The 21,444-nt window shown below is 61.5% G+C and carries 15 protein-coding genes; 5 read left to right on the top strand and 10 right to left on the bottom strand.

Going from position 1 to position 21,444, the window contains the following annotated elements:
- Positions 1-40: 40 nt before the first annotated feature.
- The 9 genes from fis to FRT59_RS14145 all read right to left on the bottom strand — a co-directional run bounded on the left by fis (position 41) and on the right by FRT59_RS14145 (position 10,311).
- Complete coding sequence (gene fis / locus FRT59_RS14185) at positions 41-361, bottom strand: DNA-binding transcriptional regulator Fis (RefSeq protein WP_002555375.1); 321 nt, start codon at positions 359-361, stop codon at positions 41-43.
- On the bottom strand, positions 358-1,371 hold the full coding sequence (gene dusB / locus FRT59_RS14180) for a tRNA dihydrouridine synthase DusB (protein WP_153871495.1): 1,014 nt from the start codon (positions 1,369-1,371) through the stop codon (positions 358-360). The genes fis and dusB overlap by 4 nt, the downstream gene beginning before the upstream one ends.
- 185 nt (positions 1,372-1,556) lie before the next feature.
- Entirely contained in the window at positions 1,557-2,822 is a 1,266-nt protein-coding gene (locus tag FRT59_RS14175) for a DUF3426 domain-containing protein (protein ID WP_153871494.1), read from the bottom strand.
- A gap of 30 nt (positions 2,823-2,852) precedes the next feature.
- A complete protein-coding gene (gene prmA / locus FRT59_RS14170; protein ID WP_034117520.1) occupies positions 2,853-3,731 on the bottom strand; it encodes a 50S ribosomal protein L11 methyltransferase in 879 nt (292 codons plus the stop codon).
- A gap of 277 nt (positions 3,732-4,008) precedes the next feature.
- Positions 4,009-5,370, bottom strand: a complete 1,362-nt coding sequence (gene accC, locus FRT59_RS14165) for an acetyl-CoA carboxylase biotin carboxylase subunit (RefSeq protein WP_003188188.1) — start codon at positions 5,368-5,370, stop codon at positions 4,009-4,011.
- Positions 5,371-5,387: 17 nt separating this feature from the next.
- Positions 5,388-5,849: an acetyl-CoA carboxylase biotin carboxyl carrier protein gene (accB, locus tag FRT59_RS14160; protein ID WP_034117521.1), complete on the bottom strand. Its 462-nt coding sequence runs from the start codon at positions 5,847-5,849 to the stop codon at positions 5,388-5,390.
- 24 nt (positions 5,850-5,873) lie between these two features.
- Positions 5,874-6,329: a type II 3-dehydroquinate dehydratase gene (aroQ, locus tag FRT59_RS14155; RefSeq protein ID WP_034117522.1), complete on the bottom strand. Its 456-nt coding sequence runs from the start codon at positions 6,327-6,329 to the stop codon at positions 5,874-5,876.
- Between the two features lie 242 nt (positions 6,330-6,571).
- Entirely contained in the window at positions 6,572-8,587 is a 2,016-nt protein-coding gene (locus FRT59_RS14150) for a methyl-accepting chemotaxis protein (protein ID WP_153871493.1), read from the bottom strand.
- Between the two features lie 53 nt (positions 8,588-8,640).
- Positions 8,641-10,311 (bottom strand): response regulator, encoded by a 1,671-nt coding sequence (locus FRT59_RS14145; RefSeq protein ID WP_034117524.1) that lies wholly within the window; start codon positions 10,309-10,311, stop codon positions 8,641-8,643.
- Between the two features lie 298 nt (positions 10,312-10,609).
- On the opposite strand from FRT59_RS14145, the gene FRT59_RS14140 reads away from it, so the two are divergent.
- From FRT59_RS14140 to speA, 4 genes are all read left to right on the top strand, one after another.
- Complete coding sequence (locus FRT59_RS14140; protein WP_153871492.1) at positions 10,610-11,677, top strand: DUF2333 family protein; 1,068 nt, start codon at positions 10,610-10,612, stop codon at positions 11,675-11,677.
- A 2-nt stretch (positions 11,678-11,679) separates the two neighbouring features.
- Positions 11,680-12,216, top strand: a complete 537-nt coding sequence (locus FRT59_RS14135; protein WP_153871728.1) for an NUDIX hydrolase — start codon at positions 11,680-11,682, stop codon at positions 12,214-12,216.
- A gap of 183 nt (positions 12,217-12,399) precedes the next feature.
- On the top strand, positions 12,400-12,771 hold the full coding sequence (locus FRT59_RS14130; protein ID WP_034117527.1) for a translation initiation factor Sui1: 372 nt from the start codon (positions 12,400-12,402) through the stop codon (positions 12,769-12,771).
- Between the two features lie 142 nt (positions 12,772-12,913).
- Entirely contained in the window at positions 12,914-14,827 is a 1,914-nt protein-coding gene (gene speA, locus FRT59_RS14125; RefSeq protein WP_034117528.1) for an arginine decarboxylase, read from the top strand.
- 57 nt (positions 14,828-14,884) lie between these two features.
- On the opposite strand, the gene FRT59_RS14120 is transcribed toward speA, so the two are convergent.
- A complete protein-coding gene (locus tag FRT59_RS14120) occupies positions 14,885-16,225 on the bottom strand; it encodes an MATE family efflux transporter (protein WP_153871491.1) in 1,341 nt (446 codons plus the stop codon).
- Positions 16,226-16,506: 281 nt separating this feature from the next.
- Between FRT59_RS14120 and FRT59_RS14115 the strand changes: the two genes are divergently transcribed.
- Entirely contained in the window at positions 16,507-21,405 is a 4,899-nt protein-coding gene (locus tag FRT59_RS14115) for an alpha-2-macroglobulin family protein (protein WP_153871490.1), read from the top strand.
- The last annotated feature ends 39 nt before the right edge of the window (positions 21,406-21,444 follow it).

The raw sequence follows: 21,444 nt of genomic DNA, 5'->3' as shown, positions 1-21,444 counted from the left end.
ACCGTTTTTACGCGGGCGCCTTTCTGGTTTGATTGAATGCTTACAGCAAATCGTACTGCTTGAGCTTTTTACGCAAGGTGCCACGGTTGAGGCCCAGCAGCTCACTGGCTTTGGTCTGGTTGCCCTTGACGTAGTTCATCACGCTTTCGAGCAAGGGCGCCTCGACTTCGGAGAGCACCAGGTTGTACACGTCCGTGACGGAAGCACCCTCAAGGTGGGCGAAATAATTGTGCAGCGCCTTCTCGACACTCCCGCGAAGGGTCTGGCCTTCTTCACTGGGCGTGTTGAGGTGCTGTTTCAAATTGACGTTGTCGCTCACGGGTGTTGTTCCACTCACTAAAGTCTCGGTCATCATCGTCATGCGGCCACCCCTTCTCCATCCCCTGTTTCCAGGCTCTTGTCACGTTCGGCGAAGAACTCACGAACGGTGGCGACCTGTGCCTGCGTTTCATCCAAACGATTGAACTGAGCGCGGAATTCCTTGGCGCCCGGCAAGGTGGCGAGATACCAGCCGACATGCTTGCGAGCAATGCGTACACCCATCACGTCCCCATAGAAGGCGTGCAGGGCGGCCAGATGCTCTAGCAGAATACGTTCCACCTCGACCAACGCCGGTGCCGGCAAGACTTCGCCGGTACGCAGGAAGTGCTCGATCTCACGAAAAATCCACGGTCGCCCCTGGGCGGCCCGGCCAATCAACAAGCCATCGGCACCGGTTGCGTGCAGCACGCGCCGGGCTTTCTCGGCTGAGTCGATGTCGCCATTGGCAAACACCGGCATCGACACGGCCTGCTTGATCGCGGCAATGGTGTCGTACTCGGCTTCACCGGTATAAAGGTCGGCGCGGGTACGGCCATGTACCGCCAGCGCTGTAATCCCGGCCTGTTCAGCGATCTTCGCCACCGTCAGGCCATTCTTGTTGTCCCGGTCCCAGCCGGTACGAATCTTCAGGGTCACCGGCACATCCACTGCGCCAACGACGGCCTGCAGGATCTCGGCAACCAACTGCTCATCTTTCAACAAGGCGGAACCGGCAGCCTTGTTGCAGACCTTCTTGGCCGGGCAGCCCATGTTGATATCAATGATCTGTGCACCCAACTCCACATTGGCCCGGGCTGCATCCGCCAGCATCTGTGCATCACCACCGGCGATCTGTACCGAGCGTGGCTCGGGATCACCTTCGTGGATCATGCGCATCCGCGACTTGCGGGTGTTCCACAAACTCATGTCGCTGGTAACCATTTCAGAGACTACTAGACCCGCGCCCAAACGCTTGCACAACTGACGAAAGGGCTGGTCGGTGACGCCCGCCATCGGGGCGAGGATCAAGCCGTTCTGCAATGTGTATGGGCCGATGCGTACCGCCGACATAGGACTTCCCTGTTGTGGGGCCGGATCATTAGAGTTCGAAAAAGGGTTGGCATGATACCCGCTCTCGATGACTGGTTAAAGGCTGAATTGGATAAAATCTGAACAGTTGCTTTTTTATCGCCATCGGTTTGGTCGACGGCGGCAAAGTCAATAATCCACCGTCAAACCTCGGTATGTGCGTTGCTTCACTCTGGCGAATGGAAGCTTAGGCTGTAGTTCACGGCCTTGTTGCCTGGATCAAGGATGTCCAGGGAGATGTGGATCGGCGTCTGCGAGGGCATTTCGCTGACGCCGGCCAACTCGCCACTGAGATACTCGGCAGGTTTGAAGCGACGACTGGCAATCAGGCTGCCATTCAAATCCGCAAAGCGCAGCTCCAGCAGTGGGAAGGGCTGGGAGAAGGTCGCGCGGTTATAGAGGATCGCATCCACCACCAGCGCGCCGGCGAATTCGGGGTGGCTGCGCACCACCAGGTTGCTGCTCTTGATATGGGCGACATCGACCCGCGATGGCACGGTACAACCCAGTTTCGGGCACAGCTCCTGGAACCATGGGCGGTAGGCGTCCTGGCGGGCCAGGTCATCGAATTGGTAAGCGATGTACTGGCCTGCCAGGCCGGCAGCCGCGAGTACGATGAGCGTGATCCAGATCAAGCGGCGGCCCCAGCCTGACGGACGTTTCTGCGCATACAGGTGCAGAGGGTCGTCTTCCAGGTCGTGGAGCAGGTCGTCGTGCACTCCGGCTTCCGCGCGCGGGCGCTTGCGGCGTGACTGCAGGGGCTCTTCGGGTTCGGGCATATCCCGCGCGTCGGTGACAGGTGTCAGCGGCGGGTCGAGGTCGTCATCGCCAGGGGCAGAACGCAGCGGCGGTTCGTCATCGAGTTCGTCGGTGTGGGCCGACATGGACGGTTCGGTGCGCTGTTTGGACGCAGGTGTCTTGGCCGGCTCGGGCAGGTCCTCAGGGGGCTGCGCGCGCTCCTCTGGTGGGGCACTGAACAGGCTGGCAGCCCACTTTTCTTCCTCGGCCTTGGCCGTATCGCGGCTTGCGCTGAGGGAGTCTTCCTTTTGCCGGCGATCAGCACCCGGGTGGCGACGTTCCGCGCCTGGCGGCTGGGTGTGCTGAATCTCACGACGTTCCAGCTTGGCCAGTTCTTTGTCCAGGTCCAGGTTATCCAGGTCCAGCTCTTCGGCTGTCCATTGCTTCTGGCTGATTGCCCGCGGTGGTTGTGCAGTTGCTTCGCCAGCCGGTTTGACGGCTGGCTCGACAGTAGCCGGCCGCTCAGGTTGCGGCGCAGGCGTGTGGTTGCGTTGCTCCAACAACTGGCGAGCGGCGTTGAACACTTGCAGGCACGAGCCGCAGCGCACCACGCCACGGGCCACGTTCAACTGGGCGTGGTTGACGCGAAAGCGAGCTTGGCAATGCGGACACTGGGTGACGAAACTGTCGGTCATGCGGCCATCCGATTCAGGCAAGCGCTCATTCTAGCGCCGACGACCACTGATGCGTACCCAGCCATCACGGTTGGCGATCGGGTCCAGTTCGAAGTCCTGGGCGTAGGCTGCGGCGACGTCTTCACCTTGTTCGGCGAGAATGCCCGACAGCGCCAGGCGCCCCCCCGGCTTGACCAGGCTCGACAGCTGCGGCGCCAAGGCAACCAGCGGCCCGGCGAGGATATTGGCAACGAGTACATCGGCCTTCACCTGGGGCAATTGCTCCGGCAGGTACAGCGGGAATTTGCCTTCAGGGATGTGGTTGCGCCCGGCGTTGTCGCGGGAGGCTTCCAGAGCTTGCACGTCGATATCGGTGCCCACGGCCTCCTTGGCGCCCAGCAGCAGAGCGGCAATCGCCAGGATCCCCGAGCCGCAGCCGAAGTCCAGCACGTTGCAGTCGGTCAGGTCCTGGCCGTCCAGCCATTCCAGGCACAGGGCGGTGGTGGGGTGGGTACCGGTGCCGAACGCCAGGCCCGGGTCCAGCAGCAGGTTGACCGCGTCTGGTTCCGGTGCGGCGTGCCAGCTCGGCACGATCCACAGGCGCTGGCCGAAACGCATGGGCTGGAAGTTATCCATCCAGCTGCGTTCCCAGTCCTGGTCTTCGATGACTTCGCTGTGATGCTCGGGCAGCGGGCTGCCGGTGAGCAATTGCATATGGGCCAGCACGGCAGCGGCATCGGTGCCGTCTTCGAACAGGGCCAGCAAGTGGGTGTGGGACCACAGCGGCGTGGTATTGAGTTCCGGTTCGAAGATGGGCTGGTCTTCGGCGTCCATGAAGGTCACCGACACGGCGCCTACTTCAAGGAAAGCGTCTTCGTAGGTTTCGGCTTGTTCTGGGCTGATGGCGAGACGGACTTGCAGCCAAGGCATGGCGGGCACCTTTGAAAAAAATGAATGTGCAGCGGGTAGGCCGCGAAAGCGCGCAAGTTTACGCGAGCGAACCGCAGAAGACGACTGTACTGACTGAACACGGATCAAATGTGGGAGGGGGCTTGCTCCCGATAGCAGTGTGTCAGCCTCATCATCTGTAACTGATCCACCGCTATCGGGAGCAAGCCCCCTCCCACATTTGCACTGTGTACATCTTCAAAATAGAGGGCCCACAAACAACAAAGCCGCCCGAAGGCGGCTTTGTTGGGTGGAGCACTTACTGGTTGGCCAGCTTGTGTTCCAGGTAGTGAATGTTCACACCACCTTCGCAGAAGCCTTCATCACGAACCAGGTCCCGATGCAGTGGGATGTTGGTCTTGATGCCGTCTACCACGATTTCATCCAGGGCGTTGCGCATACGGGCCATGGCCTCGTCGCGAGTAGCGCCCCAGGTGATCAGCTTGCCGATCAGCGAGTCGTAGTTGGACGGAACCTTGTAGCCGCTGTACAGGTGCGAATCGACGCGAACGCCGTTGCCGCCTGGCGCATGGAAATGCTTGACCAGACCTGGACTCGGAATAAAGGTTTTCGGGTCTTCGGCGTTGATCCGGCACTCCAGGGAGTGACCGTGCATCTTCACGTCGTCCTGGGTGAAGGACAGCACGTTACCGGCGGCGATGCTGAGCATCTCCTTGACGATGTCGATACCGGTGACCATCTCCGAAACCGGGTGCTCTACCTGCACACGAGTGTTCATCTCGATGAAGTAGAAACGACCGTTCTCGTAGAGGAACTCAAAGGTACCGGCGCCACGGTAGTTGATGTCGATGCACGCCTTGACGCAGCGAGCCAGCACTTCCTGGCGAGCTTTTTCGTCGAGGCCCGGTGCCGGTGCTTCTTCCAGTACCTTCTGGTGACGACGTTGCAGCGAGCAGTCGCGGTCGCCCAGGTGGATGGCGTGGCCCTGGCCGTCGGACAGCACCTGGACTTCCACGTGACGTGGGTTGGTCAGGTACTTCTCCAGGTAGACCATCGGGTTGCCGAACCAGGCGCCCGCTTCGGAGCGAGTCTGCTTGGCGGCTTCGATCAGGTCTTCTTCCTTGTGCACCACGCGCATGCCGCGACCACCACCGCCACCGGCGGCCTTGATGATCACCGGGTAACCGACTTCGCGACCAATGCGCAGGGCGGTTTCCTCGTCTTCAGGCAGTGGGCCGTCGGAACCTGGAACGGTTGGCACGCCGGCTGCGATCATGGCGTCCTTGGCTGAAACCTTGTCGCCCATCAGGCGAATGGTTTCGGCTTTCGGGCCGATGAAGGCGAACCCGGATTTTTCCACCTGTTCGGCGAAATCGGCGTTTTCCGCGAGGAAGCCGTAGCCCGGGTGGATGCCATCAGCGCCGGTCACTTCTGCCGCAGCGATGATGTTCGAGACTTTCAGGTAGGAGTTCGTGGCCAGTGGCGGGCCAATGCAGATGCTTTCGTCCGCCAGTTTCACGTGCATCAATTCGGTATCGGCCGTCGAGTAAACAGCGACGGTCTTGATGCCCTCTTCCTTACAGGCGCGCAGGATACGCAGCGCGATCTCGCCGCGGTTGGCGATCAGGACTTTTTGCAGTTTCTTCGCAGGTTTCAACATCGAAGGCGCTCCGCGGTTCAAACGATGGTGAACAGCGGCTGGTCGTACTCAACCGGCTGACCGTTTTCTACCAGGATGGATTCGATGACGCCGGCTTTTTCGGCCGTGATGTGGTTCATCATCTTCATCGCTTCAACGATGCAGATGGTGTCGCCCACTTTCACGGTCTTGCCCACTTCAACGAAGGCTGGCGAGGTCGGTGCCGGGGTGCGGTAGAAGGTACCGACCATTGGCGACTTGACCACGAAGCCGTTCAGCACAGGGGCGGCTGGAGCGGCAGGCGCTGCGGCTGCTGGTGCTGCGGCAGGGGCGGCAGCGGCTGGAGCCGGTGCTTGCATCTGTGGTGCGTAGAACTGTTGGGCCGGGGTCTTGCTGTGACGGCTGATCCGTACGGATTCTTCGCCTTCCTTGATTTCCAGCTCGTCGATACCGGATTCTTCCAGCAGTTCGATCAGTTTCTTAACTTTACGGATATCCATGAATCATCAACTCCCAAGGGTCGGTCAGGGGCGCTTGGCCTGTTCTTCAAGCTGTTCCAGGGCGGCCTCCAGGGCCAGTCGGTAACCGCTGGCGCCAAGGCCGCAGATCACTCCTACCGCTACGTCGGAGAAGTAAGAGTGATGGCGGAAAGGTTCGCGTTTGTACACGTTGGACAAATGCACTTCGATGAATGGGATGCTCACCGCCAGCAACGCGTCACGTAATGCAACGCTTGTATGCGTAAAAGCGGCGGGATTGATCAGGATAAAGTCCACGCCTTCAACACGGGCGGCATGGATGCGATCAATCAATTCGTACTCGGCATTGCTTTGCAGGTAGAGCAAATGGTGGCCGGCTTCACGTGCCCGTTTTTCCAGGTCGAGGTTGATCTGGTCGAGGGTCACTGCCCCATAGACGCCCGGTTCGCGGGTGCCGAGCAGGTTCAGGTTGGGTCCGTGAAGAACCAGTAAGGTCGCCATCGGCTGTTCCTTGTTATTGGTGTGGGTGCGGCAGAACCCGGCGACTATGCCGCAAAGCCTTTGTGACTGTCCAGTTCTATGCAGTAGGCAGCACGATTAGCGAGGATTGCGCGAAATTTGTGACTGTGGCCCAGGATCCAGTCATGCCTGACACGGTCTTGAATCCACTGAAGATCAAATGTGGGAGGGGACTTGCTCCCGATTACAGTGTGTCAGTCTCAATATCTGTAGCTGATCCACCGCTATCGGGAGCAAGCCCCCTCCCACATTTGATCTCCATAGGGCGGGAGAGCGGGTGAGACGCGGAAGGCTTGTACGGCAGTGTTGAGCTGCCCACCCAGCACCAACAGATGCTCGCCCTGACTACGCCCCTGGCCAATGCGCAACAAATTATCCTCACCCAGCTGATGAATTCTTTCGCTGTTATCACGTATCTCACTCACAGCCCCACTCTGCTGCGCGGTCACATCGGCAATGCGTACCGCCGTCTCGGAAATCGTCTGGATCGCCCCGACGATTTCATCCAGCGCGCCATCCGCGGCCTGGGCTTGCTGGGCAGTGGCTTCGGCGTGTTCGACCTGGGCGCGCATGCCTTGGACCGACTGGTGCGCGGCGGTTTGCAGGCCGGCGATCAGGCCCTGGATTTCGGCGGTGGCGCCGGCAGTGCGTTGGGCCAGGGAGCGAACCTCGTCGGCAACCACGGCAAAACCACGCCCGGCCTCACCGGCGCGGGCAGCTTCAATGGCGGCGTTGAGGGCCAGCAGGTTGGTCTGGTCAGCAATCGAGCGAATCACTGTGAGTACGCCGCCGATGGTGGCGGATTCCTCCGCGAGTTTCTCGATCATCTGCGCATTTTGCTGCACTTCGCCTACCAGGGCGTGCAACCCTGTCAGGCTCAGGCCGATCACCCGCTGGCCCTGCTCGACGGCAAAGCCTGCACTGCGACTGGCACCGGCGGCCTGGCTGGCATCACCGGCTACTTGCTGGATGGTGGCTTCCAGTTCGCCCAGGGAGTCACGGATCTGCGCGGTGTCGCCGGCCTGGCGCTGGGCACCGTCGTGCAAGCCGCTGCTCAGGTCGGCGAGGGCGCGGCTGCTGCCGGCAACTTCTTCGGCATTGCCGCGAATGGTGCCCACCAGGTCCACCAGGTAGGCGCGCAGACGGTTCAGGGACGCTTCAATGGCGTGCAGCTCACGGTTGGTCTTGCCTAAGGTAATCGGCTGACTGAAGTCGCCGTCGGCCCAGGTGGACAAGGCCGGTGCGAGGTTGGTCAGCACCCGCGCCAGGCGGCGTTGCAGGGTGTCGATCAGTAGCGCGATCAGCAGGATCAGGCCGATCATCATGCCCTGCATCACGCGCACTTCGCCCTGGATAGTGGCGTGTTGCGCGCGTACCACTGGCTCAAGGCCGGCAATGGCTTGCTGCACACTGGCGATTTTCAGCTGGGTGCTGGCGGCAAGGTCGGCGCGTTGCTGGATCTGCTCGCGAGTGCGCTGAAGTTCGGCGGGATAGCGGGTCAACAGGCTATTGAGCTCGCGCTTGAGGTCGACGCCAGTGTCTTGGGCTTCGGTTTTTTCGGTGTTTTCCAGGCCCATCAGCGCGGAGAAATCGTCGGTGTTGGATTCAGCGCTGGCCTTGACCCCAAGCAACGGCAATTGCGCCAGCAGGTCAGCCTGGGTGCGGATGTTGGCGATCTCGCGCTCGACCTCATCGGCCAACTCGGCGCGGCCGCTGCCCATCAGCTTATCGCGGGCCAGGGACAGTTTGCCCAGGTGTTGCGAGGCGGCGAGCAGCGGCGGCAGGTAGCGCGCGGCGTCCGTGGAATTGACAGCGCCGGCGTATTGGCTCAGTTGCTCGAGGTTCGCCCCCAGTTCGCGTTCGGCTTGCAGCAACAGCGCTTGCGGGTCGCCGGCCAGTTTGCCGGCGGCCAGCAGGGCCGTCTTACTGAAGGTCTCCAGGTCCGCCAGGCTGGGGCGCAGGTTTTGCGCCAGCTCGGCCGGCAGTTCGTCGAGCTGCTTCAACAGGCTCTCCAGGCTCTGGCTGGCGCTGCTCAGGCGCAGGGCGTCGCCGCTGGCCAGGTAGTCGTCGATATTACGGGCCGCCTGGTTTTGAAAGATCTGGGACAGGCCCAGGTAACGCTCCATCAACAAGTACGGACGCTCCAGCGCCCGTTGCGACCACCATAGCGTCGCCCCGAGGGCAAGGCACACGGCCACCAGCAGGAGGGTATTGAGATTGGTCAGCAGCTTCAGGCGCATGCGGGGATTCAACCGACGACAAAAGATAAGTGCCTGAAGTTATTGCGTTTGCGTTACAGAGTTATGACCGAATCGGTGGATTCTGGTGAAAAGATGGCACTTTGCTTTGACGTGCGAGCGGCCTGTACGCGGTTACGTCCTGCATCCTTGGCGCGGTATAGCGCTTCGTCGGCCTGGGCGGCCATCATCAGGCTGTCGGAGCCGTCGCACAGCTCCACCAGGCCGGCGCTGAAGGTGCACCACAAATCCTGGGGCTGGGCGGGGTAGTGGATTTCTGCAAAGCGCCCGCGAATTTCGTCCAGCACCTTGCAGGCCGATTCCAGGTCGGTGTCGGGCATGACGATGGCGAACTCTTCGCCGCCGTAGCGGCCGATGTAGTCGGTCTTGCGCAAACGCTGCTTGAGAAACAGCGCCAGGCTCTTGATCACCCGGTCGCCCATGGGGTGGCCGTGGCTGTCGTTGACGCGCTTGAAGTGGTCGATATCCAGCATGGCAAAGCTCAATGGCTTGTTCTCGCGGCGGGCGCGGAAGCTGCAGTCTTCGAGCAATTGCAGGATATGCGTGTGGTTGTACAGCCCGGTCAGGCTGTCGCGCACCATCCGCGCCTTCAGGTTGCGTGCCCGCGCTGCGCGGTTGCGCACGGTGGTGATCAGATGGCGCGGCTTGATCGGCTTGGTGAGGAAGTCGTCGCCACCTTCGCTCATTGCGTCCAACTGCTTATCCAAGTCGTCCTCGGCCGACAGGTAGATGATCGGCACGCTGACATAACGGTCGTTATGGCGAATTACCTTGGCCAGCTCGGTGCCGGTACAGGCAGGCATATACATGTCGAGGATGATCAGGTCAGGCTGGAAATCCGCCAGCTCGGCCATGGCCTGGATCGGTTCGATCAAGGTGCGCGTGACAATGCCGGCGCTGTTGAGCAGGCGTTCGGTGTGCAGCGCCTGGGCCCGCGAGTCGTCAATGATCAGTACTTTATATGGCTCGTACTGGGCGACGCAGGTCAGCACTTCGATCTTTTCCAGCAGGCTGGAGGCTTCCAGGGTGCCGGTGAGGAATTCCTCGCCGCCAGCGCGCACGGCGGCCAGGCGCGTTGGCGTATCGGTTTCGTGCAGGCTGAAAAATAACAGCGGCAGCTTTTGTTCCAGGCCCTCCTGGGCTTGCGCGGCGAGCTTGAGGCCCAGACCGGTGCCGCAGAAGTCCACGTCCATCACAATCGCCGACGGCAGGCGCTCTGCCATGGAAGCGTGAAAGGCGGCGACGCTGTCCAGGGACTGGGCGCTCATGCCAAAGAATTCCAGCTGCTTGGCCAGCCGTTCGGCGCGGTCATGGTCGGCCAGCATCACGTAGATCGGCTTGCGCATTGGCGGCAGGAAGGTTTGCTCAAGCTGATCGCCCTGGCGCAAGCCGGTGCGGGACAGGCGTTGCATCAAGCGGTTGAGTTCCGTGATCAGTTGGCTGCTCAGGCGACCACGGTTTTCGTCCACGGCCTGCAAGGATTCACCGATATGCCGGGCCAGTTGACTGTGTTCCGGCTGTTCGAATCGCTCGGCAAAGCGCAGCAGGCGCAGATTGGCTTCGCTGAGTTCGGAAAAATCGGCGTTCGACCATTCGCTGCGTTGCAGGCGCTGCCAGATCTCAAGAATTTGACGTGCCTGATGAATTACCCGCTGGGCAAAATGCTGCTTGAGACGCTCGCGGCTGGGGTCTTCTGGCTCGGTCATATCCTGACTACTGTGAGGGTGCATGCTGAGGTCGACTGATGGCTCTATGCTAGCACCTCTTTTCTATTGCATGAGTGTCATACGTCAATTAAGTCCGTGTGCCCGGCATTCAGTTGCTGACCTGTTGGTCGTGCAGCGTAAAAAGCGTGCATCCTTTATAGTCGAACCGCTCTTGTGTGCCAGTTTCACGCAAAAGCCCCGCACCGATGGGCACGATGGGTTAGGGTTGTGGTCGGAGTGTCTGAACGCACCCGGACAATTGACGTGCATGAACTCAAGTGATTGAAAGGATATCGCCATGCTGGACTGGAAAAACCGTGCAGGCAGTGCCAAAGGCCCCGCCCCTGAGCCCAAGTCGGCCAACCGCAGCTATTTTCGCAACCTGCTGATGAGCCGAGCCTTGCTCAGCGTGATCTGCCTGTACCTGCTGGTCACCGGTGGTCTGGGTTGGTACTGGAGCCAGGAGCCGGCGCTGTTCCCGGTCCAGCAAAACGCCCAGCTTGCCGCCGAGAAGGACGGCAAGCAGATGGTGGTGGGCTATACCACCGTCGAAACCCTCAAGAGCGTGGTCGGCACCTTGCTGAACAAGCCTGGCGGCTACATCTCCAACGACCGTTTCCCGCCTGGCCTGTGGATGGACAACATGCCGAGCTGGGAATATGGCGTGCTGGTGCAGGTACGTGACCTGACCCGCGCCCTGCGTAAAGATTTCGCCCGCTCCCAGTCGCAGTCGGCTGAAGATGCTGATTTGGCCAAGGCCGAGCCGCGTTTCAACTTCGATAACAAGAGCTGGGTGCTGCCCTCCAGCGAGTCGGAATACCAGGAAGGCATCAATTCCCTGAGCCGCTACGAGGCGCGCCTGTCCGACCCGAACCAGCGCGGCGCGCTGTTTTATGCGCGTGCCGATAACCTGAACAACTGGCTGGGCGATGTCGCTACCCGTTTGGGCTCGTTGTCCCAGCGTCTGTCGGCCAGCGTGGGCCGGGTCAAGCTCAATACCGCACTGAAAACCGAGGCGCTGGCGCCGGGCGAAGTGCCGCAGGTCGATGAAGAAGTGGTGGAAACCCCATGGATGCAGATCGACAACGTGTTCTACGAGGCCCGTGGCCAGGCGTGGGCCCTGTCCCACCTGCTGCGCGCCATCGAAGTCGACTTTGCCGATGTGCTGGCCAAGAAAAATGCCACCGTCAGCGTGCGCCAGATCATTCGTGAGCTGGAAGCCTCGCAGGAACCGGTCTGGAGCCCTATGATTCTTAACGGCAGTGGCTTTGGTGTACTGGCGAACCATTCGCTGGTAATGGCCAATTACATTTCCCGGGCAAACGCTGCAGTGATCGACTTGCGTCAGCTCCTCAACCAGGGTTGATGATGGACGCTTCCTCCAGGGAGGTCGCACACCGTGCGGCCTCCGACGCCGAACTGATCTGCTGGGTCGACGAGCAGGACAACCTGCTCGGCCACCTGGTCAGGTCCGATCTTCGCCAGCGCGGTCTGATCGGCCGTTGCACCTTTATCTTCCTGTTCAATTCCAAGGGCGAGCTGTGCGTGCATCGACGCACCCTGAGCAAGGCGCTGTATCCCGGGTTTTGGGACACGGCGGCGGGCGGGATGGTCGCGGCCGGTGAATCCTATGCGCAATCGGCAGCCCGCGAGCTGGAAGAAGAGCTGGGTGTCAGCGGTGTGCCATTGACCGAGCATGACCATTTCTATTTCGAAGAAGGCGACAGCCGGCTTTGGTGCAAATCTTACTCCGCCGTGTGGGACAGTTCCCTGCGCCTGCAGCCCGAAGAGGTGATGGAAGCGCGCTTTTTACCGATCAGAACCGTGCTGCGCGAAGCCAAGCAAAAGCCTTACTGCCCGGACGCCCAAGAGGGCCTGCGGCGCTATCTGGCCTCACGTCGCTAAAGTTGCATAAATTGGCGCCATTTGGCTCTTAGCAACTTTGCTTTTTGCCGTTACACTGCGCGCCTTTTCACCCGAACCACCTTGGCGGTTCGGTAGCGCTGCCCCTGCCTGAGTGGGGCTTCGCGGTCGGTCTAGCCCCATGGCGCAGGCCGATCAGTCTTCATCCTCCCAAGAGGATTGCCGGTGGCCAAAAAAGCCGCATCCTTCGCCGCCCTTGGTGGCCTGGTATTTTCCACCGACGCAGGTCGACACTGCCCGGACTGTCGTCAGCCCGTGGATTCGTGCACCTGCAGACAGACCCTGATCCCTGAAGGCGACGGCATTGCCCGCGTGCGCCGCGAGAGCAAGGGCCGTGGCGGCAAGACGGTGACCACCATCACCGGCGTGCCCCTGGCCGAAGAGGCGCTCAAGGAACTGGCCACCACGCTGAAAAAGCGCTGTGGCACCGGTGGCGCGTTGAAAGACGGGGTCATCGAGATCCAGGGCGATCACGTCCAATTGCTGTTGGCCGAGCTGATCAAGCTCGGGTACAAGGCCAAGAAGTCCGGCGGCTGAAAGCCTCTTCCCAACCTGTGGCTAAACTCTGTCCTGCGAGTGGGGTCTACCTCCCTTGCAGGCAAATCGTCATTTTCATTCTTTAGACTGCGCCAGCCCTGAACCGGGGCGGTGTCTTCGACTTCATTTATAGGGGACTTCGATGTCCGTACGACGCACACGCAAAGACGATGGCAGCCAATGGACAGTTGCGGACAGCCGCAGTGTTTACGGGATTCGCCATTGGGGGGCCGGTTATTTCGCGATCAATGAAGCCGGTCGCGTAGAAGTCCGTCCGAACGGCCCGAACAGCACACCTGTCGACCTCTACGAGCAAGTCGATGAACTGCGCAAGAGCGGCCTGTCGCTGCCGCTGCTGGTGCGCTTTCCCGACATTCTGCAAGACCGCGTGCGCCAGTTGACCGGTGCTTTCGATTCGAACATCGAGCGCCTGGAATACCAGAGCAAGTACACCGCGCTGTACCCGATCAAGGTGAACCAGCAGGAAGCGGTGATCGAGAACATCATCGCCACCCAGAATGTCTCCATTGGCCTGGAAGCCGGCTCCAAGCCTGAGCTGCTGGCAGTGCTGGCCCTGGCGCCGAAGGGCGGCACCATCGTCTGCAACGGGTACAAAGACCGCGAGTTCATTCGCCTGGCGCTGATGGGTCAGAAGCTCGGCCACAATGTGTTCATCGTGATCGAGAAAGAATCCGAAGTTGAGCTGGTGATCGAAGAGGCGGCGAGCCTCAAGGTCAAGCCACAGGTCGGCCTGCGTGTGCGTTTGTCGTCCCTGGCATCGAGCAAGTGGGCGGACACCGGTGGCGAGAAGTCCAAGTTCGGTCTGTCGGCGGCGCAGTTGCTGTCGGTTGTCGAGCGCTTCCGCGCGGCAGGCCTGGACCAGGGCATCCGCCTGTTGCACTTCCACATGGGGTCGCAGATCGCCAACCTGGCCGACTACCAGCACGGGTTCAAGGAAGCCATTCGTTACTACGGCGAACTGCGCAACCTCGGTCTGCCGGTGGACCATATCGACGTCGGCGGTGGCCTGGGCGTGGACTACGACGGTACCCACTCGCGTAACGCCAGCTCGATCAACTACGACATGGACGACTACGCCGGCGTGGTGGTGGGCATGCTCAAGGAATTCTGCGATGCGCAGAGCCTGCCGCACCCGAACATCTTCTCCGAAAGCGGCCGTTCCCTGACCGCCCACCACGCCATGCTGGTGGTGCAGGTGACTGACGTCGAGAAGCACAACGACGAAATCCCGCTCATCGAGAACAAGGAAAGCCTGCCGGAAACCGTGCAGTGGCTGGTGGACCTGCTGGGCCCGACCGACATCGAGATGGTCACCGAAACCTACTGGCGTGCCACCCACTACATGAGCGACGTGGCCACCCAGTACGCCGACGGCAAACTGACCCTGGCGGAAAAAGCCCTGGCCGAACAGTGCTACTTCGCCGTGTGCCGCCGCCTGCACAACTCGTTGAAAGCCCGCCAGCGCTCGCACCGCCAGGTGCTGGACGAACTCAACGACAAGCTGGCCGACAAGTACATCTGCAACTTCTCGGTATTCCAGAGCCTGCCGGATACCTGGGCCATCGGCCAGGTATTGCCGATCCTGCCGCTGCACCGTCTGGACGAAGAGCCACTGCGCCGCGCCGTGCTGCAAGACCTGACCTGCGACTCCGACGGCAAGATCAAGCAATACGTCGACGAGCAGAGCATCGAGACCAGCCTGCCGGTTCATGGCTTGAACGAAGGTGAGGATTACCTGCTGGGCATCTTCCTGGTGGGTGCCTACCAGGAAATCCTGGGTGACATGCACAACCTGTTCGGTGACACCGACTCGGTGAACATCTACCAGCGCGAAGACGGTTCGGTGTACAGCGCCGGGATCGAGACCCACGACACCATCGAAGACATGCTGCGCTATGTGCACTTGTCGCCGGAGGAGTTGATGACTCACTACCGTGACAAGTGTGCCAGCGCGAAGATCTCCGCGTCTGAGCGCACCCAGTTCCTGGATGCGTTGCGCCTTGGCTTGACTCGTTCTTCCTACCTGTCCTCGTAATATCAGCTGACAGCGATTCAATGTGGGAGCGAGTAAGCCCGCTCCCACATCTGGATCTCATCCCCCCAGCCAAAGCCCCTGCCGATTCAGCCGCCAGGCAATCGCCCACAGCGTCAGGCTGCGCACCGCCATAAACAGCAGGAAGGTGATCCACAGCCCGTGGTTACCCAGCCCTTGCAGCGCCCAGGCAACCGGCAGCACTATTATCACTGTCAGCAACATCCCATTGCGCATTTCCCGCGCCCGTGTCGCGCCGATAAACAGGCCATCGAGCAAATAACTCCACACAGCAATCAACGGCAATACCGCCAGGTAAGGCAGGTAGATATCGGCCGTTTCGCGCACGCTGGGAATATCGGTTTGCATGGCGATAAACAGGTGGCCGCCCAAGGTGAACAAGAGGGCGAAACCGATGCTGGCGATCAGTGACCAACCGCAGGCAACCACCAACGAGCGGCGCAGCGCCTGGCGGTCATGGGCGCCGATGGCGTGGCCGCATAGGGCCTCGACTGCATGGGCCAGACCGTCCAGAGCATGCGCCGTCAGCAACAGCCCATTGAGCAGCAAGGCATTGGCTGCAACCGTGGCATCGCCCAGGCGTGCGCCTTGCACCGTGATCATGAAAAACACCGACTGCAAGGCCAGGCTGCGGATAAAGATGTCGCGGTTGACCGCCAGTAACGGGCGCCAGCTTTGCCATAGTTTCAGCGCGGCCCAGGCAATATGCCCGGGGTAGGCGCGCAGGGCTTTTTGCGTGAGCGCCAGGCCGAGCAGGGCGCCGGTCCACTCAGCGATCACCGAGGCGCGTGCAGATCCGACCACGCCCCAGTCCAGTCCGAGGACGAACCACAAGTTAAGCGCAATGTTCACAAGGTTGGTGGTCAGCAAAATCGCCAACGGCGCCCGGGCATTCTGCGTGCCAAGGAACCAGCCAACCAATGCATAGCTGGCGAGTGCGGCGGGCAGACCAAACAGGCGGGTGTGGAAGAAGTCGCGGGTCAGTTGATTGAGCTCGGGGGACGGCTGCATCCACTCCAGGGCCAGATGGCTCAGCGGAATGCCCACGGTGCCCAATAGCATCGCCAGGCCCAGCGCCAGCAGTAAGCCCTGCAACAGAATTTGCCGCAGCGCCGCACCATCGTTGCGCCCGGCGGCCTGGGCGGCGAACCCGGTGGAGCCCATGCGCAGGAAGCCCATGGCCCACGCCAGGAAGGTATACAGGCTGGCGCCGACGGCCACGGCGCCCAGTTGATGGGCGTGGGGCAGGTGGCCGATGACCATGCTGTCGACCAGGGCCACCAGCGGCACGGAGATATTCGACAGGATCATCGGCGCTGCCAAGGCCCAGACGCGGCGGTGGGTGGGGCGGTGGCGCCAGTCGGCGAGCAGGGCGGTCATGAGGGCTCCTTGGTGGAGCGGCATTGTACCCAGAACCAATGTGGGAGGGGGCTTGCCCCCGATAGCGGTAGGTCAGTCAAAATATCAGTGACTGACACACCGCCATCGGGGGCAAGCCCCCTCCCACATTTTGTGTCTGCATTGTTTGTGGGATTTGGTTTGGCCTGGATGGCGGCCAGAACCAAACTGCCCTCCGTCGGTCAATGTGACCAGCGCCACAGCGGCTTGGCCGGCGCTGATATATAGTTCACCCCTCGGTTCCCTCTGACTACGAGTGCCCCATGTTTAACAAAGGACTGTTCCTCGCTTGCGCGCTGGCCCTGCTGAGCGCCTGTGATTCTTCCGATAAACCGGCTGCACCGACGGCTTCCGCCGCGGCAAGCGTAGCGCCCAAACCCGCCAAGGCGGCGGTGGACGTGGCGGCGTTGAAGCAGCGTTATGCCGGGCGTGAGTTAAGCGTGGTGGACGTGTCCGAGGTGCAGTTGGATGGGGCCAGCACCTTGTCGGTGAGTTTTTCCATTCCCTTGGACCCGGATCAGAAGTTCGCCGACAAGCTGCACCTGGTGGACAGCAAGTCCGGCAAGGTGGATGGCGCCTGGGAGCTTTCCGATAACCTGATGGAACTGCGCCTGCGCCACCTCGAACCGCAGCGCAAGCTGGTGCTGACGGTCGACGCTGGGGTGAAGGCGGTCAATGACAACACACTCGCCGCCGAATACACCGCTCGCCTGGAAACCCGCGACCTGCAAGCCACCGTCGGCTTCGCCAGCCGTGGCACGTTGCTGCCGACACGCCTGGCCGAGGGCCTGCCGGTGATCGCGCTGAATGTCGACAAGATCGACGTGGAATTCTTCCGTATCAAACCTGAATCCCTGCCGTCGTTCCTGGCCCAGTGGGGGCGCAATACCAGTCTGCAAAGCTATGAGTCCCGTGAACTGCTGCCGATGGCGGATCTGGTCTACGGCGGGCGTTTCGACCTGAACCCGGCGCGCAACACCCGCGAAACCCTGCTGCTGCCGATTGCCGGCCTCAAGCAATTGCAGCAGCCGGGTGTGTACCTGGCGGTGATGCGTGCTTCGGGCACCTACAACTATTCGCAACCGGCCACGCTGTTTACCTTGAGTGATATCGGCCTGTCGGTGCATCGCTATGCCAATCGCCTGGACGTGTTTACCCAGGCGTTGGAAGGCGGCAAGGCGCTTAACGGCGTAGAGCTTGAAATCCTCGATGCCGAAGGCCGCGTGCTCGGCCAGGGCAAGACCGAAGACGGTGGGCACGCCGAGTTGCCGCTGCCGAAAAAGGCCCAGGTATTGCTGGCCAAGCAGGGTGAACAAACCAGCCTGTTGCGCTTGGACAGCGCCGCGCTGGATCTGGCTGAGTTCGATATCGGCGGGCAGCCGTCCCACCCGTTGCAGTTCTTTGTGTTCGGCCCGCGGGACCTGTATCGCCCCGGTGAAACGGTGTTGCTCAACGCGCTGTTGCGCGACAAGGATGGCAACGCGGTCAAGCCGCAGCCGGTGAGCGTTGAAGTGCGCCGCCCGGATGAGCAAGTGAGCCGCAAGTTCGTGTGGGAGGCCGATGCCTCCGGCCTGTATCAATACCCGCTGCAACTGGCCGGCGAAGCGCCGACCGGGCGCTGGCAGTTGGTGTTCGACCTCGGCGATGGCAAGCCAAAGCTGTATGAGTTCCTCGTCGAAGACTTCCTGCCCGAGCGTCTGGCGCTGGAACTCAAGGGCAGCGACACGGCACTGAGCCCGGCGGATAACCCGGTCATCCAGGTCAACGGGCGTTATCTGTATGGCGCGCCGGCATCCGGTAATCGGGTCAGCGGCCAGGTCTACGTGCGCCCGCTGCGTGAAGCAGTCAAATCCCTGCCGGGCTACCAGTTTGGTTCCGTCACCGAAGAAGAGCTGAGCCAGGATTTCGAGCTGGACGAAAGCGTGCTCGACGCCAATGGCGAGCAAGCGCTGACCCTGGAAAGCAAGTGGGCCGAGGCCAAATCGCCGTTGCAATTGATTGTGCAAGCCAGCCTGCAAGAGTCTGGCGGGCGGCCGATCACTCGGCGCCTGGTGCAGCCGATCTGGCCGGCCGAGCAACTGCCGGGCCTGCGCGGGTTGTTTGACGGCAAGGAAACCAACGGCGATGGCCCGGTGGAATTCGAAGTGCTGGTGGCCAACCAGGACGGGCAGAAACTGGCCGCGCAAAACCTCAAGGTACGCCTGGTGCGCGAGCGCCGTGACTACTACTGGAACTACTCGGAGAATGACGGCTGGAGCTATCACTTCAATGAGAAATTCCTCAACCTCGACGAGCAGACCCTGAACATCAAGGCCGGCGACACCGCCAAGGTCAGCTTCCAGGTGGAGTGGGGTCCTTACCGCGTCGAGGTTGAAGACCCGCAGACCGGGCTCATCAGCAGTGTGCGTTTCTGGGCCGGCTACCAGGCCCAGGACAACACCGAAGGCGGCGCCGTGCGCCCCGACCAGGTCAAGTTGGCGCTGGATAAACCCGCCTATGGCGATGGCGATACCGCCAACGTCACCGTCACCCCACCGGCTGCCGGTAAAGGCTACCTGCTGGTGGAGTCCGCCGAAGGCCCGCTGTGGTGGCAGGAAATCGACGTGCCGGCCGAAGGCAAAAGCTTTGCGGTGAAGCTCGACCCTAAATGGTCGCGCCATGATCTGTATGTGAGCGCCCTGGTGATCCGCCCCGGCGAGCGCAAAGCCAATATCACGCCAAAACGCGCCGTAGGCCTGCTGCACCTGCCGCTGGATCGCACCCAGCGCAAACTTGGCCTAACCCTCACCGCGCCGGAAAAAATGCGCCCCAAACAACCGCTGACGGTGAAGATCGCCGCCAAGAACGCCGATGGCAGCGTGCCGAAACAGGTGCATGTACTGCTGGCGGCGGTGGACGTGGGCATCCTCAATATCACCGAATACCCCACGCCCGATCCGTATGCCAGCCTGTTTGGTCGCAAAGCCTATGGCGTCGACCAGTTCGACATCTACGGCCAGTTGATCGAAGCCGGCCAGGGGCGCCTGGCCAGCCTGGCATTTGGTGGCGACGCGGCGTTGGCCAAGGGCGGCAAGCGCCCGGACACCAGCGTGACCATCGTCGCCCTGCAAAGCGCGCCGGTGGCCTTGAACGAGAATGGCGAGGGCGAAGTCAGCGTCAATATCCCCGACTTCAATGGCGAGCTGCGCCTGATGGCCCAGGCCTGGAGCGATGATCGCTACGGCATGGCCGAAGGCAAGACCGTGATCGCCGCGCCGTTGATTGCCGAATTGTCGGCACCGCGCTTCCTGGCGGGAGGCGACCAGACCACCTTGGCCCTGGACCTCTCCAACCTGTCGGGCAAGGCGCAGAAGCTCGATGTGCAACTGACGACTGAAGGGCAGGTGGAACTGGTCAACAGTGGTACGCAATCGGTTGAACTCAAGCAAGGCCAGCGCACCACCTTGCGCATCCCAGTGAAAGCTTGGGGTGGATTGGGCCAGGGTAAGGTCAAGGTCACCGTTAACGGATTGGACCTGCCGGGTGAAAACCTGCCGCCGTTCAGCCGCGAATGGACCTTGGGCGTGCGCCCGGCGTACCCGGCACTGCTCAAGCAGTACCGCGCAGTGCTCAAGGACCAGCCATGGAGCTTGCCATCGGGCGCGCTGGATCAGTTCTATGCCTCGGGGCGCCAGGCGCTGTTGAGCCTGTCGAGTCGGCCACCGTTGAACCTTGGCGCGCAGATCAGTGCGCTCAAGGCGTACCCCTATGGTTGCCTGGAACAAACCGCCAGTGGCCTTTATCCGTCGCTGTATGCCGATGACGCGCTGCTCAAGCGCCTGAGCATCAAGGGCGAGCCGGATGCCGAGCGCAAGCGCAAGATCGAGTTGGGCATCGAACGCCTTCTGGGCATGCAGCGCTACAACGGCAGCTTTGGTTTATGGGGCGCCGACGGCGAGGAAGAATATTGGTTGACCGCGTATGTCACCGACTTCCTGCTGCGCGCTCGCGACCAGGGCTTTGCCGTACCGCCTGAAGCCTTGAAGAAGGCCAGCGAGCGCCTGCTGCGGTATGTGCAGGAGCGCAACCTGATCGAAGTCGACTACAGCGACAACGCCGAGCACACGCGCTTTGCCGTGCAGGCTTACGCCGGCATGGTGTTGGCACGCAGTCAGCAGGCACCGTTGGGGGCGTTGCGTAGCCTGTTCGAGCGGCGCAGTGATGCGCGCTCCGGGTTGCCGCTGGTGCAGTTGGCCATCGCCCTGCAGAAAATGGGCGATCAACCGCGTGCGGATCAGGCGTTGTTGGCCGGGTTGGCGGCGCAGCGCGATAGCAAGGCGTGGTTGGCCGACTACGGCAGCCCGTTGCGTGACCAGGCGATGATCCTGGCATTGCTGGAAGAAAATGACTTGGCCAAGGGCCAGCGTGAAGAGCGTTTGTTCACCCTGTCGGACCAGTTGGCTGCCAGCCCGTACCTGTCGACCCAGGAGCGTAATTCGCTGTTCCTGGCCGGGCGTCTTGGGTTTGCCAAGCCAGAAGCGAGCTGGCAGGTGTCGCTCACCGGCAGCGGCGGGTTGCATGAGTTGAATAATCAGCAATCGACGCTGGAGTTGGAAGGCAAACTGCTGTCCAGCGACCTGGCCTTGAGCAATCAGGGTGACGCACCGGTGTACCAGCAGTTGACGATCTCGGGTTATCCACAAATGCCGCCAGCGGCCGGTGGTGAAAACCTGAGTATCCGCCGCGAATACCTGGGCATGGACGGCCAGGCGTTGAATCTGCGTAACCTCAACAGCGGTGACCTGGTGCTGGTGCACTTGGCCGTCAGCGCCAAGCAGCGCGTGCCGGATGCCCTGGTGGTAGACCTGCTGCCCGCCGGCCTGGAACTGGAAAACCAGAACCTGGCACAAAGCGCGGCCAGCCTGGAAAACGCCAGCAGCCAAGTCAAGCAATGGCGCGAGTCAATGCAGAACGCATCGCTCAAGCATCAGGAGTTCAGGGATGATCGCTATGTGGCGGCGATGAATCTGGACGGCTACGGCACCACGCACTTGCTGTACTTGGCGCGGGCGGTGACGCCGGGGACCTATCGCGTGCCGCCGCCGCAGGTGGAGTCGATGTATCGGCCCAATTGGCAGGCGGTGGGTGAGACGCCGGTGGATATGGTGATCAAGGGCCGCTGACAGCTCAATTTGGAATGGGGTTGAATGTGGGAGGGCTCA

Origin of the sequence: Pseudomonas haemolytica (assembly GCF_009659625.1) — a bacterium.
Taxonomy (GTDB): Bacteria; Pseudomonadota; Gammaproteobacteria; order Pseudomonadales; family Pseudomonadaceae; genus Aquipseudomonas; species Aquipseudomonas haemolytica.
This window is presented reverse-complemented; position numbering and strand designations above follow the sequence as displayed.

What these genes read in the sequence shown, in the direction of transcription:
- fis (WP_002555375.1), bottom strand. Translation starts at nt 361, where the DNA reads ATGACGATGATGACCGAGACTTTAGTGAGTGGAACAACACCCGTGAGC.
- dusB (WP_153871495.1), bottom strand. Translation starts at nt 1,371, where the DNA reads ATGTCGGCGGTACGCATCGGCCCATACACATTGCAGAACGGCTTGATC.
- FRT59_RS14175 (WP_153871494.1), bottom strand. Translation starts at nt 2,822, where the DNA reads ATGACCGACAGTTTCGTCACCCAGTGTCCGCATTGCCAAGCTCGCTTT.
- prmA (WP_034117520.1), bottom strand. Translation starts at nt 3,731, where the DNA reads ATGCCTTGGCTGCAAGTCCGTCTCGCCATCAGCCCAGAACAAGCCGAA.
- accC (WP_003188188.1), bottom strand. Translation starts at nt 5,370, where the DNA reads ATGTTGAAACCTGCGAAGAAACTGCAAAAAGTCCTGATCGCCAACCGC.
- accB (WP_034117521.1), bottom strand. Translation starts at nt 5,849, where the DNA reads ATGGATATCCGTAAAGTTAAGAAACTGATCGAACTGCTGGAAGAATCC.
- aroQ (WP_034117522.1), bottom strand. Translation starts at nt 6,329, where the DNA reads ATGGCGACCTTACTGGTTCTTCACGGACCCAACCTGAACCTGCTCGGC.
- FRT59_RS14150 (WP_153871493.1), bottom strand. Translation starts at nt 8,587, where the DNA reads ATGCGCCTGAAGCTGCTGACCAATCTCAATACCCTCCTGCTGGTGGCC.
- FRT59_RS14145 (WP_034117524.1), bottom strand. Translation starts at nt 10,311, where the DNA reads ATGACCGAGCCAGAAGACCCCAGCCGCGAGCGTCTCAAGCAGCATTTT.
- FRT59_RS14140 (WP_153871492.1), top strand. Translation starts at nt 10,610, where the DNA reads ATGCTGGACTGGAAAAACCGTGCAGGCAGTGCCAAAGGCCCCGCCCCT.
- FRT59_RS14135 (WP_153871728.1), top strand. Translation starts at nt 11,680, where the DNA reads ATGGACGCTTCCTCCAGGGAGGTCGCACACCGTGCGGCCTCCGACGCC.
- speA (WP_034117528.1), top strand. Translation starts at nt 12,914, where the DNA reads ATGTCCGTACGACGCACACGCAAAGACGATGGCAGCCAATGGACAGTT.
- FRT59_RS14120 (WP_153871491.1), bottom strand. Translation starts at nt 16,225, where the DNA reads ATGACCGCCCTGCTCGCCGACTGGCGCCACCGCCCCACCCACCGCCGC.
- FRT59_RS14115 (WP_153871490.1), top strand. Translation starts at nt 16,507, where the DNA reads ATGTTTAACAAAGGACTGTTCCTCGCTTGCGCGCTGGCCCTGCTGAGC.